The following is a 23,162-nucleotide window of genomic DNA, read 5'->3' on the forward strand; positions in this document are numbered from 1 at the left end:
CCGTGCTTCGGGGCGTATGCGCGGCCTCCCTCGGGGGGCCGCGTCATTCTTGTTCGGCCAGTTCCCGCCGTTCCCCTCGGCGCGGCTCGGAGGGCCGCTTGAAGGCCATGATGTGCAGCCTGCGCTGGATGTCCTCCAGAATCATGTACAGGGCCGGGACCAGGATCAGAGTGATCAAGGTGGCGAACAGGATGCCGAACCCCAGCGAAAGGGCCATGGGGATAAGGAACCGGGCCTGCATGGAGGTCTCAAGAATCATCGGGGCCAGGCCGCTGAAGGTGGTCAGGGTGGTCAGCAGGATGGGCCGGAACCGGGCCGTGCCCGCGTCGAGCACCGCGTCGTGGGTGCACTTGCCCGCACGGGCGAATTCATTGGCGCAGTCGATGAGCACCAGCGAATCGTTGACCACCACGCCGGACAGAGCCACGATGCCGAGCAGGCTCATCAAGCTGATGGAGTAGCCGAAGGCCATGTGCCCGAGGATCGCGCCCACCGCGCCGAACGGGATGCTGACCATGATGATCAGCGGCTGGACGTAGCTCTTGAACGGGATGGCCAGCAGGGCATACACGGCCAGCATGGCCAGAAGCAGCCCCTCGAACAGGGTATTGGTGGACTCGGTCAGGTCCGCCTGCTTGCCCTGCATGCGGCAGGATAGCCCTGGATACTCGGCCTTGAGCCTGGGCACGACCTCGGCCAAAACCGACTGCATAACCTGGGTGGCCTGGTCGCGCGGGTCCACGTCCGCCGCGACCGAGAGCACACGGCGGCCGTCCGTGCGGTTGATGGAGGTGTAGGCGCTGCCCCGTTTCACATCGACCACGTCGCGCAGGAGGACCTCCTTGCCGTCGGGCGTCTTGAGCATCAGTTCTTCCAGATCGTACTCCGAAATGCGCTCGCTTTCGGGACGGCGAACCACCACCTTGACCTCGTTGCGCCCGCGTTGCTGGCGCAGGACCTCCTTGCCGTAGTAGGCCGCGCGCACCTGGGAGGCCACCCCCTGCGCGGTCAGCCCAAGGGCCCGGCCCGCCGGGGTCATGGTGAAGTCGAGTTGGTCCTTGCCGGGCGAGAACCCGTCGTCCACATCCTTGACCCTGGGGTACTGTTCCAGGGTAGCGGCCAGTTCGTGGGCCGCCGCCTCCAGGACCTTGGTGTCCGAATGGCTCAGCTCGAACTCCAGGGCGTTGCCCGCGCCGGGACCGCCCCTGTCCGAGGCGAAGGACAGGACCTCAAGGCCAACAACGTCGCCCACCTCCTTGCGCCACTTGTCCACGAACTGCTGGGTGGTGATCGGGCGGACGTCCGCCCCGGCCAGGTAGACGTTGATCTTGACCACGTGGGGGCCGGAGTTGTCCCGGCCCGACCCGCCGATCTTGGAATCCATGCCCACGACCAGCCTGTCCCCGCCGTTTTCGGCGGCCACCTTGCGGGCTGCGGCCAGAAGTCGGTCGCGGACCACCTCGGTCTTTTCCACGGGCGATCCGTAGGGCAGCTCGGCCGTGGCGTAGGCGAAGTCGGACTCCACCTTGGGCATGAGCGTGAAGCCGAGCCGGCCGCTCAAGACGAACGCCATGCACAGAAGCAGCAGCGCCACGCCCACGGACACGGTGGCATAGCGCCAGTGCAGGCACCAGTCCAGGAACGGCCGGTAGACGCCCCGGATGAAGCGTAGCAGCCCGTGCGCCACCTTCTCCTGGTGCCGGGTGATCCAGGCCATGATCCGGCTCTTGTGCTCGCCCAGGTGTGACAGGTGGGCGGGCAGGACAAACAGGGACTCAATGAGCGAGATGGCGAAGACCGCGATGACCACCACCGGGATGGACCAGAATATCTTGCCCATGGTGCCGGGGATAAACAACAGCGGCATGAAGGCCGCGATGTTGGTCAGTACGCTGAAGATCACGGGCATGGCGATGCGCCGGGCCCCGACGACGGCCGCCTTGAGCGGCGGCATGCCCTCCTGGCGCATGGTGAACACGTTCTCGCCGACAACGATGGCGTCGTCGACCACAATGCCGAGCGCGATGAGGAAGGCGAACATGGTGATCATGTTAATGCTCACGCCCAGGAGCGAGAGGATCAGGAAGCAGCCCAGAAACGACGTCGGGATGCCCATGGCCACCCAGAAGGCGAGCCGGGGTTCCAGGAACAGGGCCAGGAAAACGAAGACCAGGGCGAGCCCGAGGTAACCGTTGCCGAGCAGCAGGTCCATGCGCTGGGCATAGACCTCGGACATGTCGTTGAGGATGTCTACGGACACGCCCGAGGGGAGCCGCTCCCTGAAGGCCTCAAGCGACGCCTTGACCGCGTCGGACACGGTGATGGGCGTCTGGTCGCCCACGCGATACACGTCCACGCGCACCGCCGGCCTGCCGTTGTAGGTGGTGATGATGTCGTCGTCCGCGAACCCGTCGACGACCTTGCCGATATCCTCCACGCGCACCTGGGTGCCGTCGTTGCCCGTGACCACTGGGATGCGGGCGAAGTCGCGGCCGTAATCGCGGCGGTCCTTCATGCGCACCAGGACCTCGCCGGACTGGGCCTTGATGGTCCCGCCGGGCAGGTCCACCGAGGCCTCGCCGATGCGCTCGGCCACCTCGCCCAAGGACAGGTTGTGGGCCCTCAGGCGGCGCTGCGGCACCTCTATGGAGATCTGCAGATCGCTGACCTCGGCCAGTTCGGCCTGGGTGATGCCCTCGTTGCTGATGAGCTCCTGGCGCAACTGTTCGGCCAGCTCGCGCAGGGTGGTGTTCGGCTGGTCGCCCGAGATCATGACCGACAGCACCTGCCGCTGGTGGGAGACCTCGGCAATGACCGGGTCCTCGGCCTCCTCAGGGAAAGAGGTGATCCGGTCCACCTCGGTCTTGATGTCCTGGGTGAGCTTCTGCACGTCCGCCCCTTCCAGGGCCTCGACCACCACGGTGCCGCGCCCCTCGGAGGAGGTGGAGGTGACCTCCTTGACCCCGTCGAGCCCCTGCACGGCCTGCTCGACGGCCAGGACGCACCCCTGCTCCACCTCGGAGGGGCTGGCCCCCGGATAGGCGATGGAGATGGACACCGTGTCCAGGGAGAACTCGGGAAAGACCTCCTGCTTGATCTGCAGGGCGAAGAGGAGTCCGCCCACCAGGAACACGACCATGAGCAGGTTGGCGGCCACGGAATTGCCCGCCATCCAGGCGATGGCCCCCTTGCCCTTTTCCTGCGGTACGCTAGCCATTGTCGGCCTCCCCGCCCGTCGTTCCGGCCGGCGTTTCAGCCGATTGGACGGCCGCATCGCTGCCGTCGTCCACGCCGTTCAGGAGCATGCCCTGCACCGGCGCGGCCAGGTCGGACATGACGATCCGCTCGCCTTGGGCGAGTCCCTTTCTGATCACGATGCTGCCCTCGTCCTTCCACACCGGATCCACGGTGCGGATGTCCAGGGTACCGTCGTCGGCCAGCACCCAAACCCGGCTGTTATCGTGGAAGGCGGCCCTGGGCACGGCGTAAACACCCTTGAGTTCGTCGCCCCGGATCCGGACCGACACGTAACTGCCGAGCAGCAGCGGCTTGACGCCCGGCCGCCCTTCGAGGTTCAGCGGATCCTTGACCGCGATGAGCACCCTGGCCATGCGCCCCTCGTCCTCCAGGGACGGCAGCAAGCGGACTACCCGGCCCCGGAGCACACTTTCATCCCCGCCGCCTCCGGAGATGATTTCCGCTTCGGAACCTTGGGGCCGGGTAGCGGACGGCAGGCTGATCCAGCCAAGCCGGTCAACCGGCACCGAGGCCTGGATCCAGAACTCGTCGGTGCCCACCAGGGTTGCCAAGCTCCCCTGCACCGCCACGGCCGCGCCCAGGTCCGTGTCCTTGGACTCGACCATGGCCGCAAACGGCGCAGCGACTTTGGTCCGCGAAAGATCGATGCGCGCCCGTTCGAGCTTGGCCCTGGCCGCGCGCAGGTCCGCCTGGGCCTTGGCCAGATGCGGCTTGCGCAGGGCCAGGTCCGCTTCGGCCTGGGTGGACTTCCCGGCCTCCTGCAACAGAGCCCACTCGCGGGCCGAGACCTTCTGATATCCCTGCTCGACCTTGAGATCGTACTCAGCCCCGGTGACCTCGGCCTCGACCTCCTGCACGGCCAGTTCATAATCCTTGGCGTCGATGTTCAGAATGGACTCGCCCGCCTCGAAGAACCCGCCGGGCACGAAGTCCGGGCTGACTTCGACGACCTTGCCGGACACCTGGGATTTGAGCACGATCTCGCGGGCCGCGGTGACCGTGCCCATGACGTCCACCACCACGCGATGATTCGTCAGAACGGCCTGCCTGGTCTCCACACTCTGGCGGATGACCTGGGGCGGCCGCATCCTGGCCTTGGGCGCCGAGACCAGTGTGACATAGGAACCCGCGCAGGCTGCCGTGAGAATGGCCAGGGGCAAGAGCACCTTGAGCCGGAACACGGCGCGTAATTTGTTAAAGTAAAGGTTCATGGTTGCCCCTTGCTTCCTGTTTTTTTGCTATGAGAATAAGTGGTTACTGAACCGGTAACCGTTATGGCCGGGTCGGCCAGAGAGTCGGTCCAGGTCCCGCCCAGGGCGCGATACAGGGCCACGCGATAGAGCATCAGGTTGGTTCGCTCCGAAGCCATGGACACTTCGAGGTCTTGCACGGACATCAGCGCGCTCAGGACCGGGAGATAGTCGTCCAGGCCCTGGGAATAGCGCGACACGGCCTCACGCAGGCTCACCCTGGAGGCCTGGAGCTGGGCCGAGAGCGCGTCCAGATACCGCTTCTGCCATTTCTCCTCGGCCAGGGCGTCCTCCACCTCCTTGAAAGCGGTGTAGACGGTCGACTTGTAGGCGGCGAGGCGCTCGTCGACCACGGCCCGGGCCTTGTCCACCTCGGCCTTGCGGAAGCCGCCGTCGAAAATCGGTCCGGCAACGGCCCCGGCCAGGGTTAGTATCCAGTTGTCGAAGAGGGTCCCGAGCTGAGCCCCGGTGAACTGGCCGGTCCCGGCCATGGTCAGGGAGGGCAGCCGGTCCGCCCGGGCCGCGGCCACGGCCCAGTCCGCCGAGGACAGGGACAACCCGGCCGACCGCACGTCGGGCCGGTTGGCCAACAGATCGGCAGGCAGCCCCAGTCCGGGCAGGGCCCTCGGCTCCGGGACCTCGGCGTCGGCCACGGTCACGGACCCGGCGGGTCTGCCCATGAGCAGGGCCAGCTCGTTGAGCAGCAGTTGTTCCCGTGACTTGACCGGCGGCAGCAGCGCGTTGACCTTGGCCAGGTTCTGCCGCTGCTGGTAGACGTCGAGCGCCGTGGAGATGGAGTTGCGGAAGCGCAGTTCGATGAGTTCGAGGTAGGTCCGGTTGGTCTTGATCTGTTCCTCGATGATCCGCTCCTTGCGGCGCTGGGACTGGATCTCCAGCCAGCGGGAGACGACCTCCCCGGCCACGGTCATGGCCGAGGCGCTCAGGTCCTCGCGCGAGGCCCGGTAGTCGAGCTCGCCGCCCTTGGCCTCGGCTTCGATGCGGCCCCACAGGTCGAGTTCGTACCCGGCCTCCAGGCCGATGGCGTGGGTCTCCCCGGTTGCCGTTCCCCCCTTCGTGCCCTTGGTGTAGGACCGGGTGTGCTTGTAGTCGCCGGTGGCGCCCAGGGTCGGGTATTTGCCCGCCGCGGACTGCACGGCCACCGCCCGGACCTGGCGCAGCCTGGCCCAGGCCTGTTCCAGATCGAAGTTGGCGGCCAGGGCGGTTTCCACCAGGCCGTTCAGTTCGCTGTTGCCCAGCGCCTCCCACCACTTGCCGGTCTCGGCGGGCTTGTCGGAGTAGAGAGTGTACGCCACCGGCAGCGGTGCCGCCGGCTCGGTGCGGGCATCCGGCCTGAAGGGCGAGCAGGCCGCAAGGAGCACTGCCAGGAGGGTGACCGCCGCCGGGACGGCCGCTGATTTGCTGTTGCCTTTCACATTGCTCTCCATGGATGGTTTCACTGGGCCCGAACCTACTGGAAAAACTTGGGGGAAGTGTTGGGGGGATGCTAAAAGTTGTTAAAGATTGTAAAAGGGAGCTTGCGAAGCTTTTCATTTCGCTCGACATGCGGGTAAGGGGAAATCATGAAGAACAACGGCCCGGTGCTGATCATCGACGACGACCAGAAGCTGCGCGAGCTGGTAGCGGAATATCTTGAGGAGTACGACTACTCCACGGCCACCCTGCCCTCGGGCATGCGGGCCGCGGAGACCATCCGCTCGCTCAACCCGAGCGTTATCATCCTGGATGTGATGATGCCGGGCAAGGACGGGCTTGAGATCCTGCGCGACATCCGCGCCGAATTCGTCACCCCGGTGATCATGCTCACGGCCAAGGGCGAGGACACGGACCGCATCGTCGGGCTCGAACTCGGGGCCGACGACTACATGGCCAAACCGTTCAACCCGCGCGAGCTCCTGGCCCGGATCAAGGCCGTGCTCCGGCGGGTCGAGTCCTGCGGAGAGCGCAAAGCGGACGCCGAGGCCATCCACTCGGGCGGGCTCATCCTGAACCTCTCCCGGCAGGTCCTCATCGTCGACCGCAACGAGATCGAGTTGGCCCCAACGGAATTCCGCCTGCTCAAGGCGCTCATGGGAAACGCGGACCGCGCCCTGACCCGCGACGAACTCATGGACATGGTCTGGGACAAGGATTTCGCGGCCTACGACCGGTCCATCGACGTGCACATCAGCAAGCTGCGCTCCCAGCTCAAGCCCTACCCGGCCCACGCCAAACGAATCAGGACCGTCTGGGGCACGGGCTACATGTTCATGGGTGAATGATGAAAGTCAGCCGCTTGTATCTCAAAATCCTCGTCGCCTTCATCCTGGTCCAGGCCGTGGCCATCGCGGCCATCGGCGGGCTGCTCAAGATGGGCCACATGCGCCCGCCCTTCGCCCGGCACGCCCTCGACCGCAATGAGGCCCTCCAACAGATCATCGGCATGGAGGTCGACGGGGCGAACAGGCTCACCCCGGAACTGCGCGCCCGCCTGGACCGCCTCCTCGGCATCTACTCCCACGCCTTCAGCGGCGAGGCCTGGATCACCAACGAACAGGGCGAGACCGTGGCACAGTCCTACAAGACCATGCCCCTGAACGGCGAGGAGGACCTGAACCTCAAGCTGACCACGCCCCATGGCGACCATATCTACTTCGTCCGCAAGGGCGACCAGGGAGCCATCTATGCCTATGGGCCCCTTCAGACCCCCATGGGCAAACTGACCGTGCACCTGCTCAACGCGTGGATCACCCACAACGAGGAGGTCTGGTTCATGGAGGGGCTGGCCCTCATGGCCACGGTGGCCGCCCTGCTGCTGATCCCGGTGTCCAGGCGCATAACCCGGCCCATGGTCCAGATGACCGAGTCCGCCCAGCAGTTGGCCAGGGGCGACTTCTCCCCCAGGGTGGAGGACAGGCGCAAGGACGAAATGGGCACCCTGGCCCGGACCTTCAACCATATGGCCAGTAGCCTGGAGAAGATGGTCCGGGGCGGACGCGAACTGACCGCCAACCTCTCCCACGAGTTGCGCTCCCCCCTGGCGCGCATCCGCGTGTCCCAGCAGATTGTCCGCGAACGACTGGAAGCGGGCCGCACGGACGGCGTGGACAAGCACGTCCGGCGCATGGAAGAGGAAATCGAGCATATGGATTCCCTCATCGACCAGATCATCAGGCTGTCCAAATTCGACCTTCAGGAACCACCGCCGCGCGACGACGAAGTCGACATGAACGAAATGCTCGAAGCAGCGGCCGAGAGGGCCAAGCCGCTCATCGGCGATCGGGCCGTCCGGCTCAGGACGCATCTGGCGCCCGTGCCGCCCTACCGCTGCCGCAGGCAGGACATGCGCATCGTCCTGGACAACGTCCTGTCCAACGCAGTCAAGTACAGCCCGGACAGCGGCCCGGTGGACATCCGTTGCGAAACGGACGGCGAGGCATTGACCGTCCAGGTCACCAACGCCTACCCCGCTTTGCGGGACGAGGAGCTGGAGGCCATCTTCTCGCCCTTCCGTCGGCTGGGCTACGACGAGGTGGAGGGCAACGGGCTCGGCCTGGCCTTCGCCCGCAAGATTGTCGAGGACCACGGCGGAACCATCCGGGCGGCAAGCGTCAACGAAGGCTTCCGCGTGACCATCCGGCTGCCGCTCTCCTGATTGTCCGCAGTCCCCGGACGGCCGCGCTAAGGCCGGTCCTTCCGGTCGCTCTCCGGGAGCCCTTTTGCCGGCAACATAGAGACCATCTATCAATTTTCTCCCGCAAGCTTTGCCGGTTCAATTCACTTTTTGCCACATCCGCTGGCAACACATTGAATATTCAGAAAAAAAGTACCTTGTGCAAAAGGCCGCTTCAAAATTGATAATACAATTGGCATCGCGTACTGTCTTTTTCCTTGCGGCACCGTTACTGCTCGGGCCGGAAACAATCAAAAAGAGAAAACGCACCAACAACCATGTCACATATCATACGTTCGCCGAAGCGGGCGCTCCGGCGCATACGCCTCCTGCTCCCGGTCCTGGTCCTGCTCGTCCAGGCCCTGCCGGGAACACTGCTCGCGGAACCGGCCAGCGCCGGGGAGCCCGAGGGATTCAGCCGCCAGGCGGTGGTAGACAAGGCCCGGCTATTGAGCGAGGCCCCGTTCAACCCGGCGCAGGGCGAGGTGCCCCAAGCCCTGCTGGACCTCGGCTTCGAGGCCTGGCACGACATCACCTTCCGCCCGGAGAAGGCCCTGTGGAAGAAGGAGAGGCTGCCCTTCCAGGTGGAGTTCTTCCATCCCGGCCTGCTCTACGACCGGCTGGTGGCCGTCAATGTCGTGGACAAGGGCGTGGCCGAACCGGTCCCCTTCGACCGGGCAATGTTCGACTACGGCAACAACCACACCCTGCCGGAACAGGTCCCGTCCCCGTTCGGATTTGCCGGATTCCGTATCGGCGGTCCGGGCAACGCCTCGAAACACTTTCATGAAATCGCCTCGTTCCTGGGCGCGAGTTACTTCCGGGCCGTGGCCAGCAATCAGGTCTACGGCTTGTCGGCACGGGGCCTGGCCGTGAACACGGCCCTGCCCGACGGCGAGGAGTTCCCCTATTTCAAGGAATTCTGGATCGAAAAGCCGACCAGAAAAAGCACCAGCCTGACCGTGCACGCCCTTCTCGACAGCAAGAGTCTGACCGGTGCCTACACCTTCGTCATCCAGGACGGCAAGACCACCACCATGGACGTCACCGCGACCCTGTTCCTGCGCATGCCGGTAACCAAGATCGGCATCGCCCCGCTGACCAGCATGTTCCTGTTCGGCGAGAACACCGACGAACGCAAGGTTCGGGATTTCCGTCCCGAGGTGCACGACTCCGACGGGCTGCTCATCAAGAACGACTCGGGCGAATGGTTCTGGCGGCCCCTGGACAATCCCGAGAACCTGGACATCAACGCCTTCCAGGCGGACAACGTGCGCGGTTTCGGCCTCATCCAGCGGGACCGTGAATTCAACCACTACCAGGACCTCGAAGCCGCCTACGAGCGCCGCCCGACCCTCTGGGTGGAACCCGTGGGCGACTGGGGGTACGGCCACGTGGAGCTGATCAACATCCCCACCGACCAGGACATCCACGACAACATCGTGGCTTTCTGGTGTCCCAGGGACGCCCTGCCCGTGGGCGTACCGCAGACGTACGAGTACAAATTGCTGTGGTACAACGGCGGATTCACCCACCCGCCGCTCGGCTACGTGGAGTCCACCCGGGCCGGTGACGCTGGGGACGGCGGGCAGCGCTTCGTCGTCGATTTCCGGAGCAAGGCCTTGAACCTCCTGCTCCCGCCCTCCAAGGTGGAGGGCGTGGTCACCTGCGGCGCGGGCGCGGTCGTGTCCGAGCAGCACGTGGAGAAGAACGAGCACACCGGCGGCTGGCGGCTTTCCTTTGTGGTCCGGCCCGACCAGGCCCCCTCGGCCCTGGAAAAAGTCCTGCCCAAACGCAAACCGCCCGTGGACCTGCGCGCGTTCCTCAAGATCAACGACACCACCCTGACGGAAACCTGGAACTATGCCTACCGTCCCTGATCACGTAACGGACGCGGCAAGCTCGCGCGAGCGGGCCGCACGTTGCCTGCTGGCGTACGCGGAACAGCTCTCCATGCCCACGGAGGAGCGGTTGGAGCTGGTCCTTTCGACCCTGCGGGGGCTGCCCGCCGGGGCCGCTCCCGAACAGGCCCTGGACGCACTGCTTGCCCGGCTACCCGCCCATGGCCCCGAAACGTTCCCGCCGGACCATCCGTGCATCGACCGCAGCCACATGCCCTGCCAGTACCTGGGCCGCCCGCGCTCCGGCCTGAGCGGCTTCCTGGCCCAATGGGGCTGGCTGGCCGTGCTCGGGCTCCTGCTGGCCCTGACGCTCCTGCTGAACATTTTCCAGTGAGGCCCACGATGCAACGCGATCCGCGGGACTCCCGCCTGCACTTCTCCATCGGAAAACGACGTCTGGTCCTGACCCTGCTCATCCTCATCCCGTCAGCCTTAGCCAGCGCCTATGTGGGCTCGGTCCTGCCCGAAAAAGGCTCCACCCCACTGGAGCTGGCCATCATCATCGTCTACTCCATCCTGTTCGCATGGATATCCGTGGGCTTCTGGACGGCCATCATGGGCTGGTTCACGATCATGCGCCGTTACGACCGGTTCGCGGTCGGCCACGCCCTGTCCGAACCGCTGGAACCGGGACCGCCCCCCCGCACGGCCGTGCTCTTTCCCATCTGCAACGAGGATACCCCCAGGGTCATGGCCGGGGTCAAGACCACGTACCTTTCCCTGCAACGGACGCCGGGCGCGGACCAATTCGACATCCATATCCTGAGCGATTCCGGCGGGGCGGACAAATGGATGGAGGAGGAGGCCGCATGGGCCGCGCTGGTGGAGGAGCTGGACGCGCAAGGGCGTATCTTCTACCGCAACAGAAAGGTGAATTTAAAACGCAAGAGCGGCAATGTGGCCGACTTCTGCCGCCGACACGGCCGGGAGTACAAATACATGGCCGTGTTTGACGCGGACAGCGTCATGCGCGGCGACACCCTGAACGACATGGTCCACATCATGGAGCGGCGGCCCCGGATCGGCATCCTGCAGACCGCGCCCGCCTGCTTTGGCCGGGACACCCTGCTCGGGCGGCTGCAACAGTTCGCCAACCGCGCCTACGGGCCCATGTTCGCGGCCGGGCTGCATTTCTGGCAGCTGGGCGACGCTCAGTACTGGGGGCACAATGCACTCATCCGCGTAGAACCGTTCATGCGCCACTGCGGCCTGCCCCGGCTGTCGGGCAAGCCGCCGCTGGGCGGCGACATCCTCAGCCACGACTTTGTGGAGGCCGCGCTCATGCGCCGCGCCGGATGGGAAGTCTGGCTGGCCTTCGACCTGACCGGCAGCTGGGAAGAGTGCCCGCCCAACCTGCTCTCTGAACTGAAGCGGGACCGGCGCTGGTGCCAGGGGAACCTGCAACACCTCCGCCTGCTGTTCACGGAAGGACTCTTCCCGGCCCACCGGGTGCTCTTCCTCAACGGAGCCATGAGTTACGCCTCGGCCCTGCTGTGGTTCCTGTTCCTGATGCTCTCCTCGATCGAGGCCGTGATCCAGGCCTTGGTCGGACCGAACTATTTCACGGCCACGCGCTCCCTGTTCCCGACCTGGCCGGTGTGGCAGCCACTCTGGGCCCTGGTCCTGCTGGCCACCACGGGCGTGCTCCTGTTCTTTCCCAAGATCCTGAGCTATCTCCTGATCCTCTTCAAGACACGCCGCTCCAGGCTGTTCGGGGGCCCGCTGCGGCTGCTGGGCAGCATCGTCCTGGAAGTCGCCTTCTCCGCCTTGCTGGCCCCCATTCGAATGCTCTTCCACAGCAAATTCGTGTGCATCACCCTGCTTGGACGCAAGATCGGCTGGGGCTCGCAGCAGCGGGACGACCGGCCGACCACCTGGGGCGAGGCCCTGCGTTTCCACGGCGGCGGCGCGCTGTTCGGGCTGCTCTGGGGCGGGGTGGTCTGGCTCTATGCCCCGCGCTTCTTCTGGTGGATCGCGCCCATCGTCCTGCCCATCGTCTTTTCCATGCCCCTGTCGGTCCTGACCAGCCACGACGGCCCCGGCCGCTGGCTGCGCAGGAAGAGGCTGCTGCTCATCCCGGAAGAGACCTCCCCGGACCGGGAGATCACGGACGTGACCCACTTCACCGCCGAGATGGAGGATGCGCCCGTGCCGCTCGGCCTGCCGCGCGAAGCGGGCTTCCTGCGCGCCCTGCTCGACCCCGGCCTCAACGGGCTGCGCCGCGCTCTGCTCCTGCGCCACAAGCGCAATCCCGGCGAGATCGCCCGCGCCCGCAATGCGCGATTGGTGGAGAAATTGCTGGAGGGCGGCCCCAAGACGCTGTCCGCGGGCGAAAAGCAATGCCTGCTGCGCGCCCCGGACGCCCTCCTGGAGGCCCACACCCGCGCCTGGACCGCCGACGGCGACGCCGTACGCAAGGCGTGGCTGAAACAGGCCCGGGGATAATTCCGCCGGGAACCGTTTGGGCCGTCTTCCGGTCAGGTATCATCCCATTGACCTGACGCCGGGGTGAGGTAAGATGGGTCCTGCGCCGGAAAGCCCGTCTGCGCCATGAACGGCGCGGAACCGGCGACGTTCAACCCCTGACAAAACGACGAGAATACCGATGGCAATAACCACCGAATCGCCTTTGGAAAAAGCCCACAACGAAAAAAACCCCGCCATTGCTGACGGGGTGTGTTTTTCGAGTGGTGGGTCACCAAGGAATCGAACCTTGAACCTCCGGATTAAGAGTCCGCTGCTCTGCCAATTGAGCTAGTGACCCACTCGGCCGTGCCGTTGTTCGTCACGACGGAGAGATAACTATAAGTCGGACCCGGAAAAGTCAACCACAAATTTTCACTTTTTTCACATAGGACCTAAATGCCCATAAACAAGCTGTTTTTCGCCCTGCTCCTGAGTGCCCTCCTGCTCCTGCCCGCACGGGGCGCAAACGCCCTGGTGCAGCCGTCTTCCCTGGCCATGAAGACCTCGGTGGCCGCCTTTTCGGTGGATCCGGACGCCATATGGCCGGGTTCGCCCGGCGGCGCCCTGCTGGCCCTGACGCTGCATATCGACGAGGATTGGTACACCTATTCCAACGTCCCCGGCGACACGGGCAAGCCCACGCGGCTGACCGCCACGGCGGCCGACGGGACCGCGCTGGCCGTGTTCTACCCCAAGGGCAAGGAGAAACCGGACAGCTATGACCCGACCCTGACCGTGCACGCCTATCTCGACGGGACCAAGCTGTTCGTCCTGGTGCCCGACGGCCTGGCCGCCCCCTTTCCGGCGAGCCTCTCCATGGATCTGCTCCTGTGCCACCCGACCAGGTGCGTCCCGGCGCGCGTGGAGCAATCCTTCGGCAAGGCCGGGCTCGACACGGCGGCCCTGCCGCCCGCGAGCTCCCAGCCGTGGTGGGACGAGTTTCAGCACATGACCCACGGCAGGAACCAGGCCGAGATTGTCCCGGAGGAGACCGGCACGGGGGCGGCCATCGTGGACTGGCGGTTCACCCCCACTTATTTCCAGCCGGGGCTCGAGGTCGGCGGCCTGCTCTCGGCCATCCTCATGGGGCTCCTGGCCGGGCTCATCCTCAACGTGATGCCGTGCGTCCTGCCCGTGGTCAGCCTGAAGCTCTCGTCCCTGCTCGGGGCCGGGACCAACAGCGACCCCCATGCGCGTATCCGAGCCTTCCGGGAGCACAACGTCTTCTTCGTGCTCGGGGTGCTGACCTTCTTCCTGTTCCTGGCAGTGGTCCTGGGCGCCACGGGTTCGGCCTGGGGCGCCCTCTTCCAGAACCGCTGGCTGGTCCTCGCCATGGCCGCGGTCATGGGCGCGCTGGCCTTGAGCCTGTTCGGCCTGTTCCACCTGCCGGTCATCGACCTCAAGTTCGGGGTCGGGAACAAGGATCCGCGCAAGCAGGCGTTCTTCACCGGCATGCTGACCACCCTGCTGGCCACCCCGTGCAGCGGCCCGTTCCTGGGCGGCGTGCTCGGCTGGGCGCTCATCCAGGGACCGGTGGTCATCGCCACGGTCTTCATCTCCATCGGGCTGGGCATGGCCTCGCCCTACATCCTGATGATCATCAGCCCCGGCCTGTCGCGCTTCCTGCCACGGTCCGGGCCGTGGATCGAATACGTGGAAAAGGGCATCGCCTTCTTCCTGCTCGGCACGGCCTTCTACCTGGTGGGCATCGCCATCGGCGGCCCGAGCCTGCGCATTCTGGCCCCGCTGTGGGTCGTCCTGTTCGGCGGCTGGCTGTGGGTCCGCTCACGGACGGCCGGTCAGGGCACCCAGCTCATCCTGCGCGTCGGCATGCTCGTGCTCCTGGCCGCCACCGTTTACTGGACCCTGCCCATGCAGGCGGAGGCCGACCCGTGGGAACATTTCGAACCGGCCGCCCTGAACCGCGACCTGGGCAACGAAAACATCCTCCTGGACTTCACCGCCGACTGGTGCCCTACCTGCAAGGTGCTCGAAGCCACGGTCCTGACCAGGGAGAACGTGGCCGCCTGGAAGGCGCGCTACAACGTCCGCTTCATCAAGGTGGATATGACCGTGCGCGACCCCGAATCCGAAGCCCTGCTGGCCGCCCTGGGCAGCCGCAGCCTGCCCACCGCCGCCGTGTTCCGCACAGGTGGACGGAAGACCCCGGTGGTCATCCGCGACCTGTACACCGCCGATCAGCTTGAAAAGTTGCTGAAATCCCTTTAGGTAATCGAAAAAACGAGGAGACGTTCCGTGCTCAATTTCCAATACTACATGCCTACCCGCATCATCTTCGGCCCCGACAGCCTCGACCAGCTGGGCGACACCCCGCACCTGCCGCGCGGCAGCAAGGCCATGATCGTCATCGGCGAGTCCGGCGTGATGATCGACCAGGGCTACCTGGCCCGCGTCCAGTCCCAGCTCTCCAAGCAGGACGTCCAGACCATCGTCTACGACCGCATCAAGCCCAACCCCGAGTCCGACGCCGTGGACGAAGCCGCGGCCATCTGCCGCGACAGGGGCGTCAACTTCGTGGTCGGCCTGGGCGGCGGGTCGACCATCGACTCGGCCAAGGCCATCGCCACCATGGCCACCAATACGGGCAGGTACTGGGACTACATGCAGTCCGGCTCCGGCGGCGGCCAGACCCCGGAGAACGACCCCCTGCCCATCGTGGCCATCCCGACCACGGCGGGCACCGGCACCGAGGCCGACCCGTGGACGGTCATCACCAAATCCGGCACCGACGCGCGCGAAAAGCTCGGCTGGGGCTATGACGGGACCTTCCCGGCCCTGTCCGTCGTGGACCCCAAACTGATGCTCTCCGTGCCGCCCAGGCAGACCGCCTACACCGGCATGGACGCCTTTTTCCACGCCACCGAGGCGTACCTGGCCACCTGCCGCCAGCCCGCCAGCGACGCGCTCGCCCTGGAGGCCGTGCACCTCATCAGCCATACCCTGCCCCAGGCCGTGTCCGAAGGCGGCAACCTGGAGGCGCGGACCGTCATGGCCTGGGCCTGCACCGCGGCCGGGCTGTGCGAGACCTATTCCTCATGCATCTCCCAACACTCCCTGGAACACGCCCTGTCCGCCTTCCATCCCAACCTGCCCCACGGGGCCGGGCTGGTGCTCCTGTCCAAGGCGTACTTCGGATTCCTGGCCGCGCGCGGCGAGAAGCGGCTCGCCGATCTTGCCCTGGCCATGGGCGACACCCTGGCCGAGGACCTGGAGGAGGAAGTGGCCGGCGTGGCCTTCCTGGACGCTCTGGACACGCTCATCTCCGAAGTCGGCCTGTCCGACGAAAGACTGTCGGACTACGGCGTGACGCGCGAGGAGATTCCGCTACTTGCTGAAAACGCCCTGTCCACCATGGGCGCGCTCTTTGACGTCACCCCGGTGGACATGACCAAAGAGGACGTTGTCGCCATCTACGAGGCCGCCTACTCGTAGGCCGGTCCTCATACCGTTCAAACAAGAAAGGCTCCCTATAGGGAGCCTTTCTCATTCCGGCACGGACGGCTCGCGGAGGAGCCAGTCCTTGGCCTCCTCCTGGTTGCGGAAGCTCTTGTAGGAGGCGGAGCGGTTGACCAGGGCGGTTTCCACCAGGCGGCTGGTTTCCGGGTTGTGGGGATTGGACAGGACGGCCATGCGCAGGCCGAGCTTGGCCGCGCCCTTGTCCTCCATGAAGTTGGCGAAGGTGATGACGTCCAGAGGCGAAAGATTCAGGAGAAAGGTCCGGTTGTCCACGAGCACCCGCGCCCGGCGGGCTTCGCGGGCCTTGGCCACCAGCTTCAATCCCCATTCGATAAACGTCTCGGCGTCGGAGACATCACCGTCGGTGATGCACAGAAGATACCCTTCCTTGATCGTGAAAATCTGCGAATAGGCCATGGTTCCCTCATCGGTTGCGGACATCCGGGCACGGATAGCACCGTGCGCCTTCAGTCTACAGCAGGCCGGGGGAACAGTCCAATGATAGCCGCTATTCGACCGGGACCATGTCGTATTTATCGCCCGAAATGCAGCGGCAGCCGTCGGCCGTGACCTCGAAGGTGTTTTCCACGCCGACCATGGCCACGCCGCGGATTCCCTGCTTGGGCTCGAAGGCGAGGACCATGCCCTTTTCGAGCGGCCGGGTGAAGCCCTTGGCAATGGGCGGGAACTCGTCGATGGTCAGGCCGATGCCGTGGCCCACGAACGGGACCTGGTTCTCGTCCAGGCCCATGAAGCCGTCGGCGTAGCCCTGCCGCTCGGCCTCGTCCAGGCAGTGCAGGTACAGCTCCTCCGGGGTTACGCCCGGTTTGGCCGCGGCGCACATCCACTCCTGCAATCCGATGCAGAAGTCCTGGGCGCGGCGGACGTCGTCGGGCATGGATGACTTCGATCCGGCGAAATAAGCCTGGGTCTTGTCCGTGTGGTAGCCCTCGAGCTGGAACCCGATGTCGAGCATGAGCGGCTCGCCCAGGTCCCATATCTTATGTACATTACCCATCAACGCCGAAGCCGGATGCTCGCCGCGCAGCCCGAGGGGGCCGTTGAACCCACTGGGATAGTTTCCGGAATCCCCGGCCGACACATGGCCGAGGAAGGCCTCCTCGTCGTGGGCCTGCATGCGCAGGATGCCCATGTGCCCTTCGCTGAAAAAGACCTCCCACGCCTTGTGGGCGATCTCGCGCTCGGTCATACCGGGGTGGATCATGGTCGGCAGGATGTCGTGCAGGCAGCGGTGGTGCTTCTCGCCGCAGCGGCGCAAGATATCGAGCTCGTACTCGGACTTGACCATCTTGGCCAGGGCCACGGCGTGGTCGCCGGGCACGATGGCGTAATCCTTGAGCTTGGCCGCCAGCATGGTCCCGAGCTGCCAGGTCAGCCCGGCCATGACCGCGGCCAGGGTTGGAGTGAAGGGGCTACCCGCGTCCGCGCACAGGCCCGGCAGTTCGGAGTAGGATTTGAACGGCAGGATATGCTCTATCCCCGCCTCCAGCCGGGCCCGGTTGACGCCCTTGCGGATGAGCAGCACGGGCTCCCTGTCGAGCGGCAGCCAGAGCACGCCCTGGCCGTAAGTGCCGGTCAGGTAATAGATGTTCAGCCGGGAGAAGACGAGGATGCCGCCTGCCTCCGGGGCGATGGCCTGAAGATGGTGCCGGACGGAGTCCTGGCGGCGCTTGAGTTCCTCTTGGGGGATGCGGGCGATGGCTTCGAACATGGGGGCTCCTTCAAGGATATATCGACTAGGCAATCGGAAGGCTTTGCTGTACAACGGCCTTCTCAATCAACGAGGTATCGAGCAATGCTGATCGACATGAAAGAGCTAGCGCCCCTGCTGCGCGAGGTCAAGACCATCGCCGTGGTCGGCGCCGTGGACAAGCCGGGCCGCCCCGTGGACATGGTCGGCCGCGCCCTCATCGACATGGGCTTCACCGTCATCCCGGTCCACCCCAAACGGACCGACGTCTGGGGGCTGCCCACCTATCCCTCGTTGGTACAAGTCCCGGTCGCCGTGGACCTGGTCGACGTGTTCCGGGCCCCGCAGTTCTGCCCGGAACACGCCCGCGAGGTCCTGGCCATGGACCCGCTGCCCAAAATCTTCTGGATGCAGTCCGGCATCACCAGCCCCGAGGCCAGCGAAATCCTGGCCGAAAGCGGTATCACGGTGGTCGAGGATCGCTGCACCAAGGTCGAGATGCAGGCCATGGGGATTCGCCGATGACCGAAGTCGCCTTCGAATGCCGCATGTGCGGCCACTGCTGCCAGGGTGAGGGCGGCATCGTCATGACCGCCAAGGACCGCGAACGGCTGGCCGCGTTCCTGAACATCACCGAAGACGAACTGGTCGCCCGCTACGCCCACGTGCGCGGCGGCAAGATCCAGCTCAACGTGGGCGACGACAACTACTGCGTCTTCTTCCGGGAAGGCTGCGGCGTGCACCCCGGCCGGCCCGACATCTGCCGCGCCTGGCCCTATTTCCGGGGCAATCTCATCGACGAGACCAGTTGGGAGATGATCCAGGAGTACTGTCCGGGCGTGAACCCCAAGGCCGGGCACGCGGAGTTCGTCCGCCAGGGCCGCGCCTATTTGCGTGAGCACGACCTTTTGCGCTATGATCCCGACTCGTCTCCCAACGCATTGATTTCCGACGAGTAACCAAGGACAAAGCCGATGAATCTCCAGGAGTGCCTCAGAGAGCTCAAGCTCACCCCCGGGGCAACCCTGGACGAGGTCAAGTCCGCTTTCCGCAAGCTGGCCTTCAAGTACCACCCGGACCTGAACCCCGGTCCCCACGCCGCGGAAAGGTTCCGCGTGGTCAACGAGGCCTACGTCACGGCCAAGAAGCTCATGGAGACGAGCGGCCCCGCCGCGTCCGCATCCTCCGACGCCGAGCCCAAGGGGCCCCAGGCGAGTCGCGAACAGGGAGCCCGGGCGTACGCCCGCCAACAGCGCAGGACGCCTCCGCCCAAGCCCGAGAAAAAGAAGCGTGAACGCTCCACCCGGTCCAAGACCCAGAAGTACTACTACAAGGAAGAGGAGGTTCTGCGGACCATCCTCAACGACCCCTTCGCCAAGAAGGTCTTCGAGGACATCTACTCGCAGATCCGCAAGGACAAGCCAGGGTACAAGGGCCCGCTCGAACTCAGGAAGCGCAGCCTGCAACTGCACTGGGGGGAGCGCACCCTGAACCTGGACTTCTCCAAGGGCATCAAGGGATGGCTCAAGGGCCAGATGGACTTCGAGCAGACCGTCTACTACCCGGCCTCCCATCTCCTGCCGGGGCGCAAGGTCCGCATCACCGTGGAGCACCCCTTCACCAAGGGGTCCAAGACCATCGAGGTCACCCTGCCGCGGGACTTCGTGGTCGGCCGGCCCATCAGGCTCAAGGGACTGGGCCGCAAGCTCGGCCCGTTCAAGGGGGACCTGCTGCTGCGCATCCTCGGAAAATAAGCCTTGCACACGTCGAAATCTCCTTCCTCAAGCCCCTGACTCGACGAACATTTGCCAATCCTGGCATACATTTTTGCCGTCTAAATAAAAGCCTTGTTTTCCCCCGGTAATTTTACTAGTCGCTGTATCATACCGAGTTTCAAGTGGAGGAACCCATGCTCGCCATTTTCGACTACAAGGCGGGAAACCAGACCAGTGTCCACCGGGCGCTGGAGCATCTGGGCATCCCGAACGAGATCACCAACGACCCCGAAAAACTGGACAGGGCCAAGGGAATCATCTTCCCCGGCGTCGGCGCCGCAGGCCAGGCCATGGAAGAACTCGAATCCGGCGGCCTCGACGAGGTCATCAAGAAGCTCATCTGGCAGAAGAAGCCGGTGCTCGGCATCTGCGTGGGCTGCCAGATTCTCCTGGACTATTCCGAAGAAAACGACACCAAGGCCCTGGAAGTGATCCCCGGCGAATGCCGCCTGTTCAACCCTTCCTGGGTGGACTACGAGGATATCCAGATCCGGGTGCCGCACATGGGCTGGAACCAGGTGGAACTGCTCAAGGAGTGCGAACTCTTCGAGGGCATCGACCCGGACGCGGACTTCTACTTTGTGCACAGCTACTACCCCGCTCCCAAGGAGGAATTCGTCATCGGCACCACGCGCTACGGCATCGACTTCTGCTCGGTGCACGGCCGCAAGGGGCTGTGGGCCGTCCAGTTCCACCCGGAAAAAAGCGGACGCCCCGGCCTGAAGATGCTCCGGAACTTCTACAACTACTGCCAGGAGGCCGATGATGCTGAGTAAACGCGTCATTCCCTGCCTCGACGTGCGCAACGGCCGTCTGACCAAGGGCATCAAGTTCGAAGGCAACGTGGACATCGGCGATCCGGTCGAGTCCGCCAGGAAATACTACGAGGAAGGCGCGGACGAGATCGTCTTCTACGACATCACCGCCTCCCACGAGGCGCGCGGCATCTTCCTCGACGTGGTCGAAAAGGTGGCCTCCCAGATATTCATTCCGTTCTCCGTGGGCGGTGGCATCAACACCGTGGACGACATGCGCGACGTGCTCGTGGCGGGCGCGGAAAAGGTCTCGGTCAACTCCGGCGCGGTCAAGAATCCCGACATCATCAGCGAAGGGGCGGCCCGTTTCGGCTCCCAGTGCGTGGTGCTCGGCATGGACGTCAAGCGCGTGCCCGTGAGCGAGGACATCCCCTCGGGATTCGAGATCGTCATCCACGGCGGCCGCAAGTACATGGGCATGGACGCCATCGAGTGGGCCAAGACCGGCGAAGCGCTCGGCGCAGGCGAAATCTGCCTGAACTCCATCGACGCGGACGGCGTCAAGAACGGCTACGACCTGGAGCTGACCCGGCTGGTGGCCGAGGCCGTGACCATCCCGGTCATCGCTTCCGGCGGGGCGGGCAACCCCCAGCACATGGTCGACGCCGTGACCGAGGGTAAGGCCACGGCCGCGCTCATCGCCTCCATCGTCCACTACGGCGAATACACCATCCCGGAACTCAAGAAGTACATGTCCGAGCACGGCGTCCAGACAAGAATGGTCTGGTAGCCAGACTGCCGCATAGGATAAAAAAAGCCCCGCCGGATGATCCGGCGGGGCTTTTGCTATCTCTTCCCGGAGCGAATCGGGTGTCACCAACACCCGACAACGGCTCTTGGTTACGGGATAGGCTTGGGAGAGTGGGTCAGCCGTGCATTTTCTCCCGCCCGGGGCAATCCTCACGTAGACGGCTACGCTGCGGTTGTCCCGGACGGGAAAAATGTGCGGATGGCCCGCCATCACAAACCGCTTTTATTCAGCGGTGAAAGTACCGCTCTTGCCGCCGGACTTGAAGACCAGACGGCAGGCGTCGATGACGATGTCCTTCTGGACCGCCTTGCACATGTCGTAGATGGTCGCGGCCGCCACCTGGCAGCCGATCAGGGCCTCCATCTCCACGCCGGTCTTGTAGGTGGTGCGCACCTCGCATTCCAGCTCGATGGTCGAGTCGGCGTCGTGCACGGTGAAGCGCACGTCGATGTAGCTGATGGGCAGGGGGTGGCACATGGGGATCAGGTCGCTGGTCCGCTTGGCGGCCTGGATGCCCGCGATCTTGGCCGTGGTCAACACGTCGCCCTTGGGCAGTGCGTCCGCCTTGAGCAGGCGCATGGTCTCCGCGGACAGGCGGACCAGTCCCCGGACAATGGCCGTGCGGCTCGTGTCGTTCTTGGCGGAGACGTCCACCATCCGGGCGTTGCCGTCCTGGTCCATGTGCGAAAAGCCGTCTGCCATCGTCTACTCTCCCATAACCTTGTCCTTGGCCTTCTTGAAGAAGCCCTTGGCCCGGTTCTTGAGTTTTCCGGCCTCGATCTCGGCGAACTCCTTGAGGAGTTCCTCCTGGCGGCTATTCAGCTTCGACGGCGTCTTCACGCGGATTTCCACAAGCAGGTCGCCGTTCTGGCTGGAGCCGAGATGGGGCAGGCCCAGGCCGCGCAGCCGGAAGACCTCGCCGGACTGGGTGCCGCTCGGGATGTCCAGGTTGACCGGCTCGTCCAAAGTGGGCACCTCCATGCGGTGCCCCAGGGCGGCCTCGACCATGGAGATCTCGCGGCTGATGATCAGGTTCTGCCCCTGGCGCTCGAAGGTGTCGTCCGGGGCGACCCGGATAACCACGTAGAGGTCGCCGGGAGGGCCGCCGTTGACGCCGGCTTCGCCCTCGCCGCGCAAGCGCAGGCGGGAATTGTTGTCCACGCCCGCCGGAATGCGGACGTTGAGGTCCTTGTCCTTGATGACCGTGCCGCGTCCCATGCAGGTGTCGCAGGGGTCGGTGATCAGCTTGCCCGCGCCCCGGCACTGGGGGCAGGTAGCGGAAATTCGGAAAAAGCCCTGGGACTGCTGGACGGTGCCGGACCCGCCGCACTGGGGGCAGGTCTGGGGCGAGGAACCGGGGGCCGCCCCGCTGCCGCCGCAGGCTTCACAGGAGGTCTCCACGGGGATCTTGATGCCCACCTCGGTGCCCTTGGCCGCATCCCTGAAGGATATCTCCAGGTTGTAGCGCAGGTCGGAACCGGCACGGGGGCGGTTGGATCGCCCGGCCGAGGAAAAGCCGAAGACCTCGCCGAAGATGTCGCTGAAGGCTCCGAATATGTCCTCGTTGCTGGAGAAACCGGAAAATCCGTTGCCGTTCACGCCGTCGTGGCCGAACCGGTCGTAGGACTGGCGCTTCTCGCTGTTGCCCAAGACCTCGTAGGCCTCGGCGGCCTCCTTGAACTTGGACTCGGCGTCGGGATCATCCTGGTTGCGGTCCGGATGATACTTGAAGGCCAGCCGTCGATAGGCCGTCTTGATCTCGTCCTGGGTGGCGGTTCGCTCCACCTCCAGGATCTCATAATAATCACGTTTGGACATGGTCGATTACTTAGGCATCCTCGGTTGCGGAAGAATGAAGGTGGAGGTCGTCGGAGGTGTCGGGGACGACCTTGCCGGCCGCGATCTCGCGCAGGGCGTTGACCACTTCCTTGTTCTTGGTGTCGACCAGGGGCTCGTACCCTTCACGGTACTGCTTGACCCTCTTGATGGCCATCTGGGTGATGAGAAAACGATTGCTCACTTTCGCCAGACAATCTTCTACGGTGATCCTTGCCATGATATTCTCCTTGAGACTTCGTTTGAAGCGTC

Annotated in this window: 20 protein-coding genes and 1 tRNA gene; 12 read left to right on the forward strand and 9 right to left on the reverse strand. The window is 64.9% G+C overall.

The window, feature by feature from the left end:
- Window positions 1–43: 43 nt before the first annotated feature.
- Genes V8V93_RS13045 through V8V93_RS13055 form a run of 3 tightly spaced genes read right to left on the reverse strand, consistent with a single transcriptional unit; the run spans window position 44 to window position 5,941 of the window.
- Window positions 44–3,217 carry an efflux RND transporter permease subunit gene (locus V8V93_RS13045; RefSeq protein ID WP_338667029.1) on the reverse strand — a complete coding sequence of 1,058 codons (3,174 nt, stop codon included), beginning with the start codon at window positions 3,215–3,217 and terminating at the stop codon, window positions 44–46.
- Window positions 3,210–4,469 carry an efflux RND transporter periplasmic adaptor subunit gene (locus V8V93_RS13050; protein WP_338667030.1) on the reverse strand — a complete coding sequence of 420 codons (1,260 nt, stop codon included), beginning with the start codon at window positions 4,467–4,469 and terminating at the stop codon, window positions 3,210–3,212. The genes V8V93_RS13045 and V8V93_RS13050 overlap by 8 nt, the downstream gene beginning before the upstream one ends.
- Window positions 4,466–5,941 (reverse strand): efflux transporter outer membrane subunit, encoded by a 1,476-nt coding sequence (locus V8V93_RS13055; RefSeq protein ID WP_338667031.1) that lies wholly within the window; start codon window positions 5,939–5,941, stop codon window positions 4,466–4,468. The genes V8V93_RS13050 and V8V93_RS13055 overlap by 4 nt, the downstream gene beginning before the upstream one ends.
- A 147-nt stretch (window positions 5,942–6,088) precedes the next feature.
- Here V8V93_RS13055 and V8V93_RS13060 point away from each other — a divergent pair, with 147 nt between their 5' ends.
- The 5 genes from V8V93_RS13060 (at window position 6,089) to mdoH (ending at window position 12,524) form a co-directional block, all read left to right on the forward strand.
- Complete coding sequence (locus tag V8V93_RS13060) at window positions 6,089–6,787, forward strand: response regulator transcription factor (RefSeq protein ID WP_338667032.1); 699 nt, start codon at window positions 6,089–6,091, stop codon at window positions 6,785–6,787.
- On the forward strand, window positions 6,784–8,160 hold the full coding sequence (locus V8V93_RS13065; protein WP_338667033.1) for a HAMP domain-containing sensor histidine kinase: 1,377 nt from the start codon (window positions 6,784–6,786) through the stop codon (window positions 8,158–8,160). The genes V8V93_RS13060 and V8V93_RS13065 overlap by 4 nt, the downstream gene beginning before the upstream one ends.
- Before the next feature lie 296 nt (window positions 8,161–8,456).
- Window positions 8,457–10,058 (forward strand): glucan biosynthesis protein, encoded by a 1,602-nt coding sequence (locus V8V93_RS13070; protein WP_338667034.1) that lies wholly within the window; start codon window positions 8,457–8,459, stop codon window positions 10,056–10,058.
- The gene (locus V8V93_RS13075; RefSeq protein ID WP_338667035.1) at window positions 10,042–10,413 is read left to right on the forward strand and encodes a hypothetical protein; all 372 of its coding nucleotides are present in this window, start codon (window positions 10,042–10,044) and stop codon (window positions 10,411–10,413) included. Before V8V93_RS13070 ends, V8V93_RS13075 begins: the two co-directional genes overlap by 17 nt.
- 8 nt (window positions 10,414–10,421) lie before the next feature.
- The gene (mdoH, locus tag V8V93_RS13080) at window positions 10,422–12,524 is read left to right on the forward strand and encodes a glucans biosynthesis glucosyltransferase MdoH (RefSeq protein ID WP_338667036.1); all 2,103 of its coding nucleotides are present in this window, start codon (window positions 10,422–10,424) and stop codon (window positions 12,522–12,524) included.
- 243 nt (window positions 12,525–12,767) lie between these two features.
- Here the strand turns inward: mdoH and V8V93_RS13085 are convergent.
- A tRNA-Lys gene (locus tag V8V93_RS13085) sits at window positions 12,768–12,843 on the reverse strand.
- A 98-nt stretch (window positions 12,844–12,941) separates the two neighbouring features.
- Between V8V93_RS13085 and V8V93_RS13090 the strand changes: the two genes are divergently transcribed.
- Together V8V93_RS13090 and V8V93_RS13095 are read left to right on the forward strand one after the other, a co-directional pair.
- Window positions 12,942–14,774, forward strand: a complete 1,833-nt coding sequence (locus V8V93_RS13090; protein ID WP_338667037.1) for a protein-disulfide reductase DsbD family protein — start codon at window positions 12,942–12,944, stop codon at window positions 14,772–14,774.
- A 27-nt stretch (window positions 14,775–14,801) separates the two neighbouring features.
- Window positions 14,802–15,998: an iron-containing alcohol dehydrogenase gene (locus V8V93_RS13095; protein WP_338667038.1), complete on the forward strand. Its 1,197-nt coding sequence runs from the start codon at window positions 14,802–14,804 to the stop codon at window positions 15,996–15,998.
- 51 nt (window positions 15,999–16,049) lie between these two features.
- Here V8V93_RS13095 and V8V93_RS13100 read toward each other — a convergent pair whose 3' ends face one another.
- Entirely contained in the window at window positions 16,050–16,439 is a 390-nt protein-coding gene (locus tag V8V93_RS13100) for a hypothetical protein (protein WP_338667039.1), read from the reverse strand.
- Window positions 16,440–16,530: 91 nt separating this feature from the next.
- The gene (locus V8V93_RS13105) at window positions 16,531–17,754 is read right to left on the reverse strand and encodes a M24 family metallopeptidase (RefSeq protein ID WP_338667040.1); all 1,224 of its coding nucleotides are present in this window, start codon (window positions 17,752–17,754) and stop codon (window positions 16,531–16,533) included.
- A gap of 84 nt (window positions 17,755–17,838) precedes the next feature.
- On the opposite strand from V8V93_RS13105, the gene V8V93_RS13110 reads away from it, so the two are divergent.
- The 5 genes from V8V93_RS13110 (at window position 17,839) to hisF (ending at window position 21,053) form a co-directional block, all read left to right on the forward strand.
- Window positions 17,839–18,258, forward strand: coding sequence for a CoA-binding protein (locus tag V8V93_RS13110; RefSeq protein WP_338667041.1), 420 nt, complete (start codon window positions 17,839–17,841; stop codon window positions 18,256–18,258).
- Entirely contained in the window at window positions 18,255–18,692 is a 438-nt protein-coding gene (locus V8V93_RS13115; RefSeq protein ID WP_338667042.1) for a YkgJ family cysteine cluster protein, read from the forward strand. Before V8V93_RS13110 ends, V8V93_RS13115 begins: the two co-directional genes overlap by 4 nt.
- A 15-nt stretch (window positions 18,693–18,707) precedes the next feature.
- Window positions 18,708–19,487 carry a J domain-containing protein gene (locus V8V93_RS13120; protein ID WP_338667043.1) on the forward strand — a complete coding sequence of 260 codons (780 nt, stop codon included), beginning with the start codon at window positions 18,708–18,710 and terminating at the stop codon, window positions 19,485–19,487.
- 155 nt (window positions 19,488–19,642) lie between these two features.
- Window positions 19,643–20,284, forward strand: coding sequence for an imidazole glycerol phosphate synthase subunit HisH (gene hisH / locus V8V93_RS13125; protein WP_338667044.1), 642 nt, complete (start codon window positions 19,643–19,645; stop codon window positions 20,282–20,284).
- Window positions 20,274–21,053, forward strand: a complete 780-nt coding sequence (hisF, locus tag V8V93_RS13130; protein ID WP_071543843.1) for an imidazole glycerol phosphate synthase subunit HisF — start codon at window positions 20,274–20,276, stop codon at window positions 21,051–21,053. The genes hisH and hisF overlap by 11 nt, the downstream gene beginning before the upstream one ends.
- 243 nt (window positions 21,054–21,296) lie before the next feature.
- Here hisF and moaC read toward each other — a convergent pair whose 3' ends face one another.
- Genes moaC through rpoZ form a run of 3 tightly spaced genes read right to left on the reverse strand, consistent with a single transcriptional unit; the run spans window position 21,297 to window position 23,130 of the window.
- On the reverse strand, window positions 21,297–21,776 hold the full coding sequence (moaC, locus tag V8V93_RS13135) for a cyclic pyranopterin monophosphate synthase MoaC (protein ID WP_338667045.1): 480 nt from the start codon (window positions 21,774–21,776) through the stop codon (window positions 21,297–21,299).
- 3 nt (window positions 21,777–21,779) lie between these two features.
- Complete coding sequence (gene dnaJ / locus V8V93_RS13140) at window positions 21,780–22,892, reverse strand: molecular chaperone DnaJ (RefSeq protein ID WP_338667046.1); 1,113 nt, start codon at window positions 22,890–22,892, stop codon at window positions 21,780–21,782.
- Between the two features lie 10 nt (window positions 22,893–22,902).
- Window positions 22,903–23,130, reverse strand: coding sequence for a DNA-directed RNA polymerase subunit omega (gene rpoZ, locus V8V93_RS13145; RefSeq protein ID WP_338667047.1), 228 nt, complete (start codon window positions 23,128–23,130; stop codon window positions 22,903–22,905).
- Window positions 23,131–23,162: the final 32 nt, after the last annotated feature.

Source organism: Pseudodesulfovibrio sp. 5S69 (assembly GCF_037094465.1).
Taxonomy (GTDB): domain Bacteria; phylum Desulfobacterota; class Desulfovibrionia; order Desulfovibrionales; family Desulfovibrionaceae; genus Pseudodesulfovibrio; species Pseudodesulfovibrio methanolicus.

Bases quoted from the DNA above. Each gene is read 5' to 3' on its own strand.
- V8V93_RS13045 (WP_338667029.1), bottom strand. From the start codon at position 3,217: ATGGCTAGCGTACCGCAGGAAAAGGGCAAGGGGGCCATCGCCTGGATG.
- V8V93_RS13050 (WP_338667030.1), bottom strand. From the start codon at position 4,469: ATGAACCTTTACTTTAACAAATTACGCGCCGTGTTCCGGCTCAAGGTG.
- V8V93_RS13060 (WP_338667032.1), top strand. From the start codon at position 6,089: ATGAAGAACAACGGCCCGGTGCTGATCATCGACGACGACCAGAAGCTG.
- V8V93_RS13065 (WP_338667033.1), top strand. From the start codon at position 6,784: ATGATGAAAGTCAGCCGCTTGTATCTCAAAATCCTCGTCGCCTTCATC.
- V8V93_RS13070 (WP_338667034.1), top strand. From the start codon at position 8,457: ATGTCACATATCATACGTTCGCCGAAGCGGGCGCTCCGGCGCATACGC.
- V8V93_RS13075 (WP_338667035.1), top strand. From the start codon at position 10,042: ATGCCTACCGTCCCTGATCACGTAACGGACGCGGCAAGCTCGCGCGAG.
- mdoH (WP_338667036.1), top strand. From the start codon at position 10,422: ATGCAACGCGATCCGCGGGACTCCCGCCTGCACTTCTCCATCGGAAAA.
- V8V93_RS13090 (WP_338667037.1), top strand. From the start codon at position 12,942: ATGCCCATAAACAAGCTGTTTTTCGCCCTGCTCCTGAGTGCCCTCCTG.
- V8V93_RS13100 (WP_338667039.1), bottom strand. From the start codon at position 16,439: ATGGCCTATTCGCAGATTTTCACGATCAAGGAAGGGTATCTTCTGTGC.
- V8V93_RS13105 (WP_338667040.1), bottom strand. From the start codon at position 17,754: ATGTTCGAAGCCATCGCCCGCATCCCCCAAGAGGAACTCAAGCGCCGC.
- V8V93_RS13110 (WP_338667041.1), top strand. From the start codon at position 17,839: ATGCTGATCGACATGAAAGAGCTAGCGCCCCTGCTGCGCGAGGTCAAG.
- V8V93_RS13115 (WP_338667042.1), top strand. From the start codon at position 18,255: ATGACCGAAGTCGCCTTCGAATGCCGCATGTGCGGCCACTGCTGCCAG.
- V8V93_RS13120 (WP_338667043.1), top strand. From the start codon at position 18,708: ATGAATCTCCAGGAGTGCCTCAGAGAGCTCAAGCTCACCCCCGGGGCA.
- hisH (WP_338667044.1), top strand. From the start codon at position 19,643: ATGCTCGCCATTTTCGACTACAAGGCGGGAAACCAGACCAGTGTCCAC.
- hisF (WP_071543843.1), top strand. From the start codon at position 20,274: ATGCTGAGTAAACGCGTCATTCCCTGCCTCGACGTGCGCAACGGCCGT.
- moaC (WP_338667045.1), bottom strand. From the start codon at position 21,776: ATGGCAGACGGCTTTTCGCACATGGACCAGGACGGCAACGCCCGGATG.
- dnaJ (WP_338667046.1), bottom strand. From the start codon at position 22,892: ATGTCCAAACGTGATTATTATGAGATCCTGGAGGTGGAGCGAACCGCC.
- rpoZ (WP_338667047.1), bottom strand. From the start codon at position 23,130: ATGGCAAGGATCACCGTAGAAGATTGTCTGGCGAAAGTGAGCAATCGT.